The 15673-nt window shown below is 41.6% G+C and carries 7 protein-coding genes; 2 read left to right on the top strand and 5 right to left on the bottom strand.

Going from position 1 to position 15673, the window contains the following annotated elements; translation table 11 throughout:
• Positions 1–112 precede the first annotated feature (112 nt).
• The 4 genes from ppsA to AC07YT_RS11315 form a co-directional block, all read right to left on the bottom strand.
• On the bottom strand, positions 113–2728 hold the full coding sequence (gene ppsA / locus AC07YT_RS11330; protein ID WP_086548043.1) for a phosphoenolpyruvate synthase: 2616 nt from the start codon (positions 2726–2728) through the stop codon (positions 113–115).
• Positions 2729–3181: 453 nt separating this feature from the next.
• Positions 3182–5374 carry an alpha-N-acetylglucosaminidase gene (locus AC07YT_RS11325; protein ID WP_086548044.1) on the bottom strand — a complete coding sequence of 731 codons (2193 nt, stop codon included), beginning with the start codon at positions 5372–5374 and terminating at the stop codon, positions 3182–3184.
• Between the two features lie 79 nt (positions 5375–5453).
• On the bottom strand, positions 5454–7220 hold the full coding sequence (locus AC07YT_RS11320) for a RagB/SusD family nutrient uptake outer membrane protein (RefSeq protein WP_086549438.1): 1767 nt from the start codon (positions 7218–7220) through the stop codon (positions 5454–5456).
• A 101-nt stretch (positions 7221–7321) separates the two neighbouring features.
• Positions 7322–10702, bottom strand: a complete 3381-nt coding sequence (locus AC07YT_RS11315) for a SusC/RagA family TonB-linked outer membrane protein (RefSeq protein WP_145954280.1) — start codon at positions 10700–10702, stop codon at positions 7322–7324.
• Between the two features lie 257 nt (positions 10703–10959).
• Here AC07YT_RS11315 and AC07YT_RS11310 point away from each other — a divergent pair, with 257 nt between their 5' ends.
• Positions 10960–12264 (top strand): hypothetical protein, encoded by a 1305-nt coding sequence (locus AC07YT_RS11310; RefSeq protein WP_086548046.1) that lies wholly within the window; start codon positions 10960–10962, stop codon positions 12262–12264.
• Between the two features lie 128 nt (positions 12265–12392).
• On the opposite strand, the gene AC07YT_RS11305 is transcribed toward AC07YT_RS11310, so the two are convergent.
• Positions 12393–14591: a beta-N-acetylhexosaminidase gene (locus tag AC07YT_RS11305; protein WP_086548047.1), complete on the bottom strand. Its 2199-nt coding sequence runs from the start codon at positions 14589–14591 to the stop codon at positions 12393–12395.
• A gap of 217 nt (positions 14592–14808) precedes the next feature.
• Here AC07YT_RS11305 and AC07YT_RS11300 point away from each other — a divergent pair, with 217 nt between their 5' ends.
• Complete coding sequence (locus AC07YT_RS11300) at positions 14809–15639, top strand: SDR family NAD(P)-dependent oxidoreductase (protein WP_494945318.1); 831 nt, start codon at positions 14809–14811, stop codon at positions 15637–15639.
• Positions 15640–15673: the final 34 nt, after the last annotated feature.

Here is a 15673-nt window from a genome sequence, read left to right as displayed (position 1 = left end):
CCTGGTTAGGTGGTTCTTGGGGAACATCAATCCCGCACAGCTATATAAACTGAATAGAAAGCTTTTTCAGATAATAGAACTAGTGATTTTACCTGGCCAAACTTTGCTCCAATTACAGGATCTCAACAAATCCATCCGTTCCGTTTAACCTAATGCGCTGCCCGTCTTTGATCAGTTTGGTCGCATTTTCTACACCCACAACTGCGGGCAGGCCATATTCTCTTGCAATCACAGCGCCATGCGTCATTAATCCGCCAACTTCGGTAATCAGGCCTTTTATGGAGACGAACAAGGGTGTCCAGCTGGGGTCGGTAAATGGGGTAACGAGAATATCTCCATCTTCCAGATCGGCATCTTCCATGTTTAGGATGATGCGTGCCCGTCCTTCAATCACTCCTGAAGAAACCGCCAAACCTACAATGGCTTCGGCCGGAAGATTTTCGCGTTTGTATTTACCCCTTATAACTTCTCCATCGGATGTAATTACCCTTGGTGGAATTAGTTTTTCGTACTGTTTAAAGGTTTCTTTTCTTTGGTGTACAAGCTGAATATCTAATGTATTGGTGCTTACCACTTCACGCAATTCCTGAAAGGTGAGGTCATAAATATCTGCGCTCTCGCTGATCACTTTGGCTTTTAAAAGCTTTTCGGCTTCTTTCAGTAAGGCCTGTTTATAAATAAAGAAGCGGTTAACGATTCCGTATTTTGGATATTCGCGGTAACCTGCAAAATTCCGTAGCAGGTTGATCATCTGTTTGGTTTCCTTTACTTTTTGTTCGCCTTCTGGCAGAGATGCCAATTTATCCAATAATTCATTTTCCTTTTTTAAAGCTTCCCTTTGCCCCTGCTCAAATTTTCGCTTGCCGGCATTGGGTTCAAAATTTTTAATATTGCTAAGCAGCAGGGGAATGAGTATGGATGGTTTTTCGCTCCAGCGTGTATTGGTAATATCAATTTCTCCGGCACAGCGCATGCCGTATTTTTCGAGATATGCGTTAATTGCGGCGCGGGTTTCTTTACCTCCATCAAACTGCATCAGGCCATCTAAAAAATGATCCTCCTTTGCCTCCTGTAAATAGTTAACTACCTCTGGATAAGGGCGAATCACATCTGCCACATCCAATAGTGCCAAACCCATTTCTGAGGTGATGTTATTGGGTGCCGACTGAGACAGTGCATCTGCCGGATTTTTTTCACCTAACCATTCGTCCATCTTTTCGTTGATCCAGGCTGCAGCATTCATTGCGGCGATGATCACACCCATGTGCTGCGAATCAAATATCATCTTCTTCGATTGCCCGATATCTTCCAGAATAAAATCAAATAGATCAGGTCCTGATTTCGTTTGGATAGCTTGCTTTAGTGCTGCTACTGATGCCTCATCTTTTTTAATCAGATCAGCAACAATAGCCGGGTCGTTTCCTACTTGTGCTAAAATCGCCGAAGCCGACATGCCTTTAGTACTTTTGGCCAGCAGGGTTACCTTTCCATCATCTGGTAGCAATCTGATAAAATCACCTCGCCCGGTAATGGTGATTAATGCATCTTTGATGAGCGGATCGTGTTGCCCCATTGCATCTAATAAATTCTCCCTTCCAGATGGCGTAATCAAACTATCGGTAACATCAACAAACAATCTTCCACCCGCGCTAAACATCGGCCTGGCCGCTCTTAATTGCCATAGCGATAATCCCAGTGGTTTCATCGGGTCCGTCATCATTTGCTGATGGCCAACAGATATATACACATGATTTTCAGCGTCATTTGTTTCCGGAATGGGATATAAAGTAGTAATTGGCCGGCTCTGTACCATGTAAAATACATCATCAGCCAAACACCATTCTATATCCTGGGGCTGGCCGAAATGTGCTTCGATTTTTCGGCCCATTTGCTCAAGTTGTAAAATCTGTTCGTCAGTGAGCACTTGCCTGTTTTGCGCTTCTGCAGAAAGTTCCTGAGTTATTGTACCTCCATCCTTTAAGGCATAAATAGCCAGTTTCTTGGTCGATATCTTTTTATCTGTAATCCTGCCATTGCACACCTGATAATTATCGGCATTCACCAGGCCTGAAACCATGGCTTCACCCAGGCCAAAACTGGCATCGATGGATAAGATTTTCCGATTTCCGGAAACCGGATTGGCCGTAAATAAGATTCCTGCAGCCTGCGGAAAAACCATTTGCTGCACCACCACGGCTAACTGCACTTTATGGTGATCAAAGTCATGCTGGATGCGATAAATTATAGCCCTGTTCGTAAATAAGGATGCCCAGCACTTGCTGATGTGTTTTAGGACAGCTGTTTTTCCAATAATGTTCAGGTAGGTATCCTGCTGACCTGCAAAAGATGCGGTTGGAAGGTCTTCGGCGGTAGCACTCGATCGGACAGCAAAGGCTGTATGTTGATCAAAACGGGCAAGATAATTTTCAATCTCTTCGCTTATGTCATCAGGAATGGATATGTTTTCGATAATTGCACGGATTTTTGCACTGGTTTTGCTAACCGCAGACCGATCTTCCGTTTTAAGCTGACTCAATTCATCCATTAAGCCATTTAGTTCCTTATTGTTCGACGTTATTTTTTTGTACGCTTCGGTGTTGATGCAAAAACCATCGGGCACATGGATACCCTCAATTTTAGATAGCTCGCCAAGATTGGCACCCTTACCTCCAACGCTCAAAAGGTCAGCCTTGTCGATTTCCCGAAAACCAGTTACGTATGTGCTCATATCATTTCCTTTTTTTGGTAGAAATTGTCTCTTCACCCTACAAAAAACAATTTAAACTTTGTTTATCAACGCTTTAACAGCAATTTTCACAGAGACGAAAAGTCAAAAGTATAAGGTATAAAAGACGAAAACAACGTTTTTTGACTATATTTTTCCAGGCGCAATAATGGGTGAAGTATTGGCGTTATCCTTACAACAAAGGGGTAATAATTTATATAGATTTCCTTCTGCTCCGGGGTTTTCCCTGTCAGGAAAGCCAATAAACCGGTGCTCATATGTATACAAACACGAGAGCTGAAAAGATGGATTGTGGAAGCTTATCCAGTGGAACATACGCCTTTGCCCCACCTCATGGCAGAAAATAAAAAAAGCCTGCTATCCATACGACTTGCAGGCTTTTGAAAGCATTTTGGCAGATTTATTTATATCCACTAAAATATTTAAAACTGTATTTTAATCGAAATAAGGGCTGTATTTGAGCATCAGTAACTGGCTTTTCTGAAAACTATTGCCAACAGGTGAACTGTTAAAAGCCTTGTGCTCATTTACCCATTGGTCTTCAAATTTGTATGTTTTCTGTTTAAAGGCCTTTTCATCGAATTTAGTTCCTTCTTTAACGCTGAGTAAAACATCATTCAAAAACATTTCCCATCTTTTTTTGTAGAAATCGCCGGTTAAGCCTGCCCAGCTGCGGTTGCCATAATCGTTTAACGAACGCTGTTTGCCGCCCCAAACCGTGATCAGCATTTTAGCATCTTTTTCATAATAATCCTTTTCCCGGGCATTTTTACCTAATTTTCTGGCATCAGCTATCCATTTTCCCAAAAGCATACTCGGTTGTGTAGCCAACAGTTCATCCAGGTCGTCAATCAGGCTTAACATCTCCGCTTTCTTTTTGGTCATTCCTACAATATCCTTTCTCTCGTAAGCAGCCGCGAAATCGTCTCTCAACGTAATGAAATGATTACCCAAAACCTGTCTGCCGATGTTAACCAGATCATAACTAAAGGATTGGTGAGCCGGATTTTGAATCGCAAGCATTTTCTGCCATATTCCAAAAAGTGTTTTGTTGTTATAGTTAAACTTTGGATTCGGAGTCCAATGTGCGGTACCCTTTAAAGTGGGTTTTGCATTTACTAAAATCCCCTGCCCCAGTTGCGAAGGCCTGTTATACACTTCTTTTATCAGCTCATTCCATGCCGCCTGATTGTTGGTATCTACACTGCCCAATCTTCTGTTGGCCCAATTGTTCGTCCAGCTGTTTACATCTGTTTTGCCGGTGCTCCATGCTTTTTCAAAAACATAATCATACATCACCGGATTAACATCAAAACCTTCGAGCGTTGAGCCTACTCCGGTTAAATTCGCACCCCCGTTTTTAAATGCATTTTCCATTCTGTCTTCAACGGTTTGCAAATTTCCCACCAGCATGCTGTTGCCACCAAAGTTGCCCAGGTAACACCAGATATAAGGCTGGTTAAAATACGACTCAGTGAGTTTCCATACTTCGGTACTTTCGGCATAGTAATCTAAGAGTGTCATTTTATCTTGCGGTACGGCCCTAACAAAGGCTTTGATGCGTTCGTTGTTCCATTCTTTGCGCATATAGTAAAATACCCAGGTCATTTGCAGCCACTCGGCCGACGGGTCTACTGATTTCATGGAGCTATAAATCACATCCGCAGCACTGGCCAGGTATTTAGGCTCCCAGCTCGGTGGGGTTACCTCGTTAAAAGGGTCAGCACCGTAAATATGGTCCGTTCCAAATGCCGCAGTCTGCTCTGCTAAAAAGGCGGTCTGTATCTGTTTAAATAATGGATCGAACGGATCGATGAAGTGGCTGTAATATTCTTCGCTAAAACCTCCCCAGGTACCCAAATCAGTAATTTTTGCATTCGGAAACTTAGTTTTAATGGCCTGTGGAACGTGTCCGGCAAAAGCAGGTAAAATGGGTTTCATGTTTAACTCGCGTTCGCGCTTAACGATTTTCTTTTGTAAGGCGAGCTGGTCATCCAGCCATGATTTTGGCAATGGGCCATCCCAGTGGTCGATGTTCGACATCCTGTGCCAGGGCAAAAATGCTGGTCCGGTAAAATAACTGCGGATCTGCTCATCACTTAAACCCATTTTCGACCACACTTTGTACCAGATGGCTTCCTGCCCGGTAATGGAAAGCGGCATGTTGATGCCGTTAAGGGCCATCCAGTCAATTAAATGCTCCCAATCTTTCCATCCCCACCAGGGCATCGTATAACCGAAAGTGCAATAGTTTAAAAAGAAACGGTTTTTAACCCTTGCCTCCTGGTTAATTTTACTTGTTAACACGGGCATTAATTTGGGAAGATCGATCTGATCATCCTTGTACCAGGAAACGGAGGTGTTGCAATAATATTTAAGGTAGTGGTTTAGGCCATAAGCCATCGAGTTGTAACTATTCCCTTTTACAATCAGCTTACCTTCTTTACTTTCCAGTTCAAAATAGTCTTTTCCTGAAGCGGTTTGGCTTTGCTCAAATATGATGTTTTTAGCATAAGGTTTAACAATCCTTTTTGCCAGATCTTCTATAGGTGTTGCTGCTTTTGAAAATAATGAGGGGAGAAAGAAAACAAGAAATAAGTAGGAAAAGGTTTTGATGGACTTGGTCATTTGTGTTATTGTTATTAAAATTATATTATTAAAAAAGGGGCCGCCATGAAAAAGCATACCCCTTTATACTTTCTGTTAATTATTGGAGCGTAGGGTCGAAAGTGCCTCCCCAATCTTTGTTTTGCTGTAATTTATTAGCATTTGCAATGATGTTTTGTGCTATAGGTGCAAAATAATATTTGTCAGGAACAATATTGAGTTTGTTACCGGTTTGTGGTACACTTAACGGAACATATTTGAAGTTCTCTTCTAACAATTGGTTAGCCTGGCCGAGCGACCTCGCTTTTGCCAGTGCCATTTCTGTACCATTGGCTTCTATGGCAATGGCTTCTAAGCCCGTTTTGCCTTTGTTATCTAACAAACTAAACATACGCCATCTTCTCAAATCGTTAAACCTAAAACCTTCAAAACAAAGCTCAATATTCCTTTCGTCCATAATGGCTTTACGCATTTGCTCACGGGAGGTGGCAACTATACCGTAGTTTCCGTCTGCACCGGGTTCAATACCCGCACGGGTTCTAATTTGTTTCAATATATCCAATGCATCTGCTAAATGATTCGTTTCGTTCGCAGCTTCTGCATAGTTTAACATGACTTCTGCATAACGCATCAATACATAATCTACGCCGGATTGTAATACAGTAGCTTGCGTTAAGGTTAAATCGCAACCTTTTAACACAAAGAATCCTGCATTTACATTATTATTGGTAGAGCGGTCTGGAGAATTTGGATTAATCCCGTTATTATCCAAAGCATTGGCAATGCCCAATGCAGTATATTGCCGATAGCCGGCAGCCGTACCTGCAACAGGATAGGTTTTTGCATTCCAAACGATAGATTTTTCAAACCTTGGGTCTCTATTCTTCCAATACGATTTTAGCATATCAGCATCAGATACAAAATAGGCACTGGTTGGGTCATTATAAAGTTTTCCATCTTTCATGGGGAAGGCCTTTACAAATTCGTAAGTTGGGGTTACAGCAGTGTTGCCTCTAGCTAAAGATAAGGGGCGAAGTCCGTTGTCCCAGCTTGCCGTTTTATCCGGAAACTGATTAATTACAGAAAAAACTACTTCGGTATTACGCTCAGCAAGTGCTATCGTCGAATAGTCACTTACCAGTTTGTAACCCTGTGTTTTTAAATCATCATAAGCTTTTTTATTTACGGTATAAGCATCGGCCCAATAGGCATTATCCCATGGATTGCCTGGGTTAAATTGTGGTGAAGCCTTATAAAGTGACATTCTTGCTTTAAAAGCCAGGGCGAAGTTACCATCAATTCTGCCCCAGCTGGCAGAACTCGGCAAATTACGTTTTGGCAGCAAGGCAATAGCCTGATCTAAATCGGCATTCATGAAATCAAAACACTCTTTGGTTGAGTTTCTAGGCACATTAAGTTCATCCTTATCTTTATCCTGTGGGATTTTGATATAAGGGACACCACCATAAGTACGGACCATTCCAAAATAAAAGTAGGCCCTGAGAAAATAGGCTTCTCCTAAAATTCTATTTTTGGTGGCATCGGGTAAAGTTCCTTTAGGTATATCCAAAATAGCTTGATTAACCAACCTAACCGGAGCGTAATTCCAGTTACCCAAACCGCCATTGGTGATGGTTACAGCATCTTGCGGAAAAGCAATACCCGATAGCTGATCGCTGTTGCGATCGGCACTTGCATTCCAGTTGCCGAAGGCAGTAGGATAAATATTGGTTAAATAAGCATCAGCTAATAATTGATCGTTCCAAATTTGATTGGGATCATATGCCGTTAAATTGTCAACATCTAATGCTTTTTTACATGCCGAAAACAGCGTTACGGCGATGAGGAATATGAATATTTTTTTCATAAAAATTTGTTTTTTATCGGCCATGAAGCTAGCATGAGCATCATCACTGCGCTTTTTAAGCAGTATGCCCATGCCGGTTTCATTTTTTTATAACAACCGGTTTAAAATTTAACATTTAAGCCCAAAGTGAAGGTTTTCATAATAGGGAAAGAATCGTAGTTGTTCTGCTCAGGGTCCTGAAATTCTTTCATAGCCGAGAAGGTTAACAGATTGGTTCCGTTGAAGAAAATCTGCGTACCAGCTAAGCCAGCTTTATTCATCCATTTTTGTGGTAAATCGTAAGCGACATTAATGTTTCTTAAGCGTAAGTAAGCACCATTAACCATCCAAAAGCTAGAGGCGCCTGTACCAGATTCCTGCCAGTTCTGACCGACCGGCCTAGGGTATTTAGCGTTAGGGTTTTCAGCAGTCCAAACGTCGCCAGCCCATATTGGATAATAGGTACGGAAGTTACCACCATGCTGGCGCATACCACCACCCTCCTGGTTACTGATCATCCTGTCATAAGCACCTACACCCTGCAGCAATGCATCAATAGTAATGCCTTTCCAGTTGACCCTAAAACCAAAACCAAAGTTTATTCTTGGTATTGCATTGTTACTCAATACCTGAAGGTCATTGTCGTCAATTTTATTATTTGCCCCGGGTTTAAATGCATCGCCGCGTACATCTTCATAAAGAATAGCACCTAAATATGGTTTTCTGCCATATTGCAAAAATCCTTTAGCATTTAAGGCATCTAACTGTTCCTGTGTACGGATCAAATCAATTGCTTTTAAACCAATAATTCTATTGGCGGGCTGGCCGATGGCGGAGCGCCATTCGTTAACACCACCTGGTAAATAATCAGCACTTTGATCCAATACATCCCAACGGTCTTTGGCATAACCCAAATTACCGAACAATGAATAATTTATCTGGCCAATTTTATCTTGCCACTCCAGGTTAAAATCTAGTCCTCTGAAGCTTCTGGCGGCATAATTTTCTGGCGCTATCGTTGCTCCATAAGATGCCGGCACGATAATATCCCGTGGTCCGAGGATATCTTTCATGTTATTCAAAAAGGCATCAACAGAACCGGTTAGTTTATTTTTTAACAATCCAAAATCCAAACCGATGTTGTAGTTATAAATGGTTGCCCAGGTTTGGTTAGGGGTAGGTGTGCTACCTGGTGCAACACCACGGAAAAGCGTATTGCCAAAAATATATGAGTTCCCGTTTCCGTAGGTTTGTTCAAATCCGAAAGCGCCAATAGTATTATTACTCGTATTTACCAGATTCCCTGTTGTACCATATGAGGCACGCAGTTTTAAATCACTCAACCATTTAGCGTTATCCTTAATAAAGCCTTCTTGTGATATTCTCCATCCTGCAGAAACTGACGGGAAGAAACCCCATCTTTTGGTCTCAGCAACTAAGGGTGTTCCATCATATCTGAATGAAAAATCAACAAGGTATTTTTCGTCAAAATTATAACCCAATTTACCAACCCATGCAATATTCGAAATCCATGAATTAAATGCATTTCCTCCGTTAACACCAATGGCTTCTGTAGCATTACCCGTTCTGTTACCCGCTGATGCAGAGTAGGCAAACATCTGATCTATACTGGCTGTAGGCGCAAAACCCGTAGTGGTGATATAGGTCGTTTTAAACTCCGACTGTTCGAATATCGCTTGTGCCGTTACTTTATGTTTATCAAAAGTTCTATCGTAGTTTAAGAAACCATTAACCTGGTACCTCCAGGCATTATTCATCTCATAACCTAAGCTTGGCTGGGCTTGCCCGAAAGTGTAGGTATTTGTTTTTGCAGGATCTGGTGCTGCAGGAATGAACCGGTTACCCGATGGATCTTTAGGAGAATAAACATAATTTTTCTGATAAGTGATAAACGTTTTACGCATGTAATCCACCGCTTCATAATTTCCTGCGATTTTAGCAGAAAGACCTTTGGTAATGGCGTCTAACTTAACGTTAAAGGTTAAAATAGGATTAAATTGCCTGTTTTTTGTATCAACATACCGATCGCCATTAACCTGATCGATTACGCTCCAGGCTTGAAAACTGCCCAATGGGGTTTGTACCGGAAAAGCTGTAACCTGATTAGCCGGAGTGCCATCAGCCTCAGTATAAAAAGGATATAATTTAGTCCAGTTGAAGGTTACACGATAAAAATCGCCCACGTTAAAATCATCAGCAGAATCGCCCTGCCAAAAAAAACGGTGGTTATTTTGCTGAGATGCCGATAAATTTAAATTCATAGAAATGGCATTGCTCAATTGTGCCGTAATGTCCGATCGCAGGTTGAATTTACCAAAATCTACATTTTTGTAAGTACCCTGCTCATCGGTATAACCTGCCATGGCATAATAGGTAATTCTTTCGCTACCGCCATTCACACTAAGGAGGTACTTTTGTGAATTTGGATTGCGCCAAACCCAATCGTTTACATTGTAAACCTTATCATTAAAATAATCGAATTCTCTCTGGTTATTGGGTTGCACATAGGGCGTGGTTCTGGCACCTTGCTCCCATTCAAATCTCGTTACCCTGTTTTGATAGGTGAGCTCATCGGCGGCGGTGGTAATATCGCCCAAGGGCGTTTTAGTCGTGGTGGCTAAGGTATTTGATGCCTGAAAGTTAAACTGTGCTTTTTGTACCTTACCGGTTTTGGTTGTCACAACGATTACCCCATTACCTGCCTGTGCACCGTAAACAGATGCCGAAGCTGCATCTTTTAAAACGCTCATTTGGTCAACTTCATTTGGATCCAGTGCATCGAAAGAGGCTTTGTTTTTAATCACACCATTAATCACATACAAAGGTTCTCTAAAACTTCCCCTTACACGTATGGTTGAGGTAGCACCAGCAAGCCCAGAGCTATTGGTAACAGTAATACCAGGTGCCCTGCCCGCTAAGGCATTAGATAAGTTAGAAACCGGAATAGAACCAATTTTGTCCATTTTAATAGAGGAGACAGAACCCGTAATATTGCCTTTCTTCTGCGTTCCATAACCCACCACCACAACCTCTTCAAGGTTAGATTGAGGTATCATTTTGATCGTCATACCTGATGACGCTTTTACTTCAAGCGGCTTGTATCCTACATAAGAAACAATAATAACGGCACCATCTTCAATGTTTTTGAGCTGAAATACGCCATTGGCATCAGCCTGGGTAACAATTTTTGTTCCTTTAACGCTTACTGTTGCTGCAGGAATGGGCTGTCCATTTTCATCAACTATTTTTCCACTAACATCAAGATACCTGCTCCCTGGAAATGAGTATCCGGTTGACAAATGAGTATTTCCGACGTTTGCATCACTATCCGAAACTTCGAATAGTACGTTTTTTGCATTGGATTGAAATGCAAGCATTGCGAAAGCAAGTGCCAAAATCAACTTTCGATTTTGAGATCGCTTTTTAATCGATAACCACTCCACACCATTGCGTGGAGCATTCTGTTGTTTAATTAAAGACATAATTTTGTTGGTTGTATTGGTTGCTTTGTTTTTAAACGATTTCAGGGATGATGATTTAAAATTTTGTAGTTGTTTTAGTGCTAATAATGAATACAAATTCCCACTTGTATTTAATTCGATTATGTTATGTTTGCGACGTGATCGCAAGGGTTTAGTAAAACTATTGGAAATATAATTTTGTAGTTAATGATTAAGGCTACAAAGTTTTTGAATTGTTTTGTATGTTTAACTATTTGATTTATAGCTGATTATTTTTTATGAAATCGAATTCTGGAAATAAGGAAACTCACGCTTTTTTCGAATTGCTGGATTATTGCGTGGCCGAGATCATAAAAAAAATGGGGGACCTGCCTGTTGCCGAATGGCGTTCGACAGATTATACGGCCCTGAGTAGCCATTTAGGAAAACAGACCAAGGTTTATTTAAGCGAAAATACACTCAGGCGGATACTGGGCAAATTGAAAACCTCAGAACGCTACTATCCACAGAAGGCAACAAGGGATGCTTTGGCACAATTTATAGGTTACCGCGACTGGCAGGAGCTTGAGCTGGTTTATAAAACCACGAAAAAAAATAGCCAGGCGACAGCGGAGAATCTGGCAGACCAGAAAATGCTACCTGTAAGCGCCGTCAAAAGAGCACGCAAATCTTACCGCTTTGTAGCAATTCTAAGTATCCTGTTGGTTTTGGGTTGTGCAGCTGCGATAATTTTGTTTAAACATGGGGAGCAGATGCATGTAAAACTGGTGTGTACCAATCCCTTCGGAGCAGTCCCTCACTCAGCAACGTTCAGGCTGGAAGCAATGAAAGGTTATAGTCAGGACGAGAAATTTCAGCTTGATTTTTTAGAAGAAGCGATGCGGTCGGAAATTAGCGGAAAGAAAGAAGTAACCAAGTTTTTTAAAAATCCGGGCGTGGTTTATGCCACCTTGCTTCACAATGGCAAGGCCATCGATACCGTTAGCGTCTTTATGCAGACCAAAGGATGGGTGGCCAATTCGGGGAATGATACATCACGCGCTTTTCCGGTAATCGGGCTTAAAACACTCCATCCGGCAAATATTTATGTCTCTCCCCAACAACTCGATTCGGCAGGTCTCGATACTGCAAAACCTTTTATGGTTGGCTTCAGTTATGTTAAGCCTTCTCACATCAGTGGCGATAATTTTTCTTTTAACTGTAAGATTTTCTCCGAAAAAGACAGGCCAGGCACACAATGCGTAGGAACCGCTATCCTCATCCTGGGCTCGAAAGATAAACATGTGATCAATCTGTTCAGGCCAAGTTGTTCGGCCTTTTGCGATTATAAATTTTCAGAACTGCGTGTGCTGGGTTCAGATAAAAACCTCAGTAATCTGGCCTTTAATCCCGAACATGGTGGGGATGTAACCATCAGGGTAGCAAATAAAGTGGTTTCTATTTACCTTGATGGAAAAAAAGTGCTCACTACGCAATATAAACAATCCATAGGCGAAGTAATGGGGATTAAATTTGTATTTAATGGAATAGGCAAGGTGGTTTCGCCCCAACTGCAGGATTTAAAAACTAAAGAAATTTTTTAAGGCATTAGCGGTTGATCAACGGCCACATCTCTGGGCAATAGCAGATGATTAAGTCTTACCGGTAAACAGAAAGACCACATATAGTCCGCATTCAAAAAATGCGGACTATATGCAAAACAGGATATTAATTAGTTTTCTTTCCGGATGAAAATTGCGCCGTTAGTGTCATTACTGGTATCGCCCCTTACATAGGCTTTAATGGTAAATGCGGCACCGGTTTCATACTCATTGATTTCGAATTTATAACTGTTTTCTTTTTGTTCTGTAGTGTTCTGTTGCACGCCTCCATTAAGCTTGGTGCCATTTTTATAAATTTCGATGGATTGTATTTCAAGCTTGCTCCTGCCTCCGGTAGCTTGAAAACTTAATACATATTTTCCATTTGAATTAATTTTACCTGTGGCATTGATTTCCATTAGCGCAAAATCTTTTGCCTTAATATTTGATGGATTCCATTCTGATAATAAGGTGCCATATTTTTTGTAACGTTCATACTTTTCCGGAAAATAAAGCGGAAGGGAATATTGCTGACGGTTGAGCACAGTGATGGCTAAGAAATTATTAAGTCTACCTACTTTAACCGGCTGCGTGTAAACAGGAGAGTAAGCATTCGGGAAAGAGCCATCTGTGGTATAGCGTATTTCCGCATGGTCGACAATATTTTTTAAGGTGATGGTTTCGGTACTGTCTGTCTTAGTTTTACTCATCAGCTTCGGTTGAGGCAAGCGAAAACCATAACCCGCATTTTGATAACGGCTGTAATGTGAAGCCATCCGGTTTTCAAAATCTGTCCAGCTTTGCCGGGCGAAGGGAGTCCAGCAAACCTCTGCCAGCGCGCTCAGTCTTGGCAGGGCCAGGTAATCAAAATATTTTTCTGAACGGTTTTCATTTAGCGGAGCAAATTCTGGCAACTTGTTTCCGTGGATAAACTGATCTGCCCACAATGTTCCTGAAGCACCGAGGATTTGCCCCTTATATTTTTCGTCTAAACCTTTCACCATCGGGTTTAGGGAATACACCCGTTCTAAAGAAACTGGTCCTACCCAGGTTGCAGTTTGCACTTCGCCCGGAATGTTTGCTTCGGACATATCAAAATAACAATAAGAAGTAAGGGATTGAACGATACTGTGGCCGGCCTCAACTGCTTTGAGTATTTTTTTCGGATCGTTCCAGATCATCCCTACCATCGGCTCTTTTAGGCCTTCTTCTATGGCTTCATCCCAGCCTACAATGGTTTTACCATATTTTTTCAGTATCGTTTGTACACGGTTATTAAAATAGGTTTGCAGCTCGGCCTCTGATTTTAGTCCCAATTCTTTCTTCTTCCGCTGGCAATCTGCACATTCTTTCCATCTACTGTAATTGGCTTCATCTCCGCCAATATGAAGATATTTGGATGGAAAAAGTGAAACGGTTTCTTTAAAAACATCCTCTAAAAAACTAAAGGTACTTTCTTTGCCCACGCAATAGATTTCTTTACTGATTGAATGCTGGGTAGGCATTACGAATTGCTGCCCTGTACAACCCAGGTAAGGATAAGCAACAATTGCGGCGAGGGTATGTGCAGGTAGCTCTATTTCGGGCACCACCTCTACATTTCGCTTTGCCGCATAGGCTACTATTTCTTTGATATCTTCCTGGGTATAATAACCTCCGGTTGTTTCTGCACCAACACCACGCCAGCCACCAATTGAGGTTAATTTCGGGTATTTTTTAATTTCTAATCTCCATCCGGCATCATCAATAAGGTGAAAGTGTAAAACGTTCATTTTATACATGGCCATCATATCAATAAATTTCAACACATATTCCTTACTGAAAAAATAGCGCGAAACATCGAGCATCATGCCACGCCACGGGTATTCCGGGCTATCGTTAATCACCGCGCCCTTGATATTCCAAACTATATTTTTTTGACGCTCTTTATTATATATTTCGGCGGGCAACAGCTGTAGCAAACTTTGAATGCCATAGAATACGCCTGCGCTGTTAGCGCCAGTAATTTTAATTTGTTTGTTATCGACCAATAAATGATAGGCTTCCTTATTGGTGTCTCCTTTAGCAGTAGCTAATATAATTCCGTTAAGTGGTACAGTTTTAAATTCCTGTAACGCAAAATCATAACCCGTAGCCGGGCTTAAAGCCGATGCCAGGAGCAGTGCCTGGTCCTTGAGTCCTTTTTGATAATAAATTTTTGTCTGGGCATTCAGCTTAAAAACTTTTCCGTTTGCTTTGAAATCCCTGGGTTGGGGTATAATACTGGTTTGCGCCAATACTTGGCTCCGGAATGCCAACATCAGCATCAGTACCGTAAAAATATTTTTCATGATTGGTTATATCAGGTTTTGATACAGCAATTTGTAGAAATATCATTGGTTTTTAAAGTTTATTACTGCACAAACGTTTGTTTAAAAGCAAAGCGCTTTATAATGAATTAGATGAGTCATTTGGATTTAATACTGGCGCGAATGCCCCTTTATTTGTCATAACGGTACAGCACCTAAAGTAATTTTTACACCTAAATTTAAACATCAAAAAAACTGAATGATGTTATTAGAAGGTAAAATCGCGATTATTTATGGCGCTGGCGGATCTCTTGGCGCTGCGGTAGCCAGTGCGCTCGCCTCTGCCGGTGCTCAGGTATTTCTTACAGGCCATCATATACACAGTGTGGAAAAAACAGCAAATAAGATTGCATCTGCCGGAGGGAAGGTTTCATTCCATGAGGTAAATGCGAGGAATGAGAAATCTGTAAATGACCATGTACAAACAGTGATGCAGGCCGTTGGATCGGTTGATATCTCTTTCAATGCAATCGGCTGGCAGGATACACAAGACATGCCTTTAGTTGATATGGCGCTTGATGATTTTCTCCGTCCGATAAATATTGCCATGGAAAGCCAATTCATCACTGCAACCGCTGCAGGAAGGGTGATGAAACAAAATAAATCCGGGGTGATCCTTTCGCTCACCGCTACACCCGGAGGTATCGGTTATGCCAACGTGGGCGGATTTGGTCCTGCCTGTAATGCGGTAGAGGCATTCTCCCGAAACCTGGCTTCAGAACTGGGTCCATATGGAATTCGTGTGATAAACATCCGTTCGGCCGGATCTCCGGACTCAAGGGTTTTTAAGGAAGCAATAGATGCCGGTGGCGATGAAGTGAAAGCATTCGTTAAGAAAATGGAAAGCGACACCATGTTAAAACAGTTACCGCTCATGGAAGATATAGCCAATACAGCCGTATTTCTTGCGTCGGCTATGGCTGGTAAAATAACAGGGGTTACCATCGATGTAACAGCAGGTACCACAAGCGCACTGAATTATAAAGTAACAAACATCGCATTTCTGAAAAAAGATGCCAGTAAACCATAGGTGCAACTGCAGTTTTCCTTTCAGGTTAAATACC

This window comes from Pedobacter sp. GW460-11-11-14-TSB4, assembly GCF_059423705.1.
This window is presented reverse-complemented; position numbering and strand designations above follow the sequence as displayed.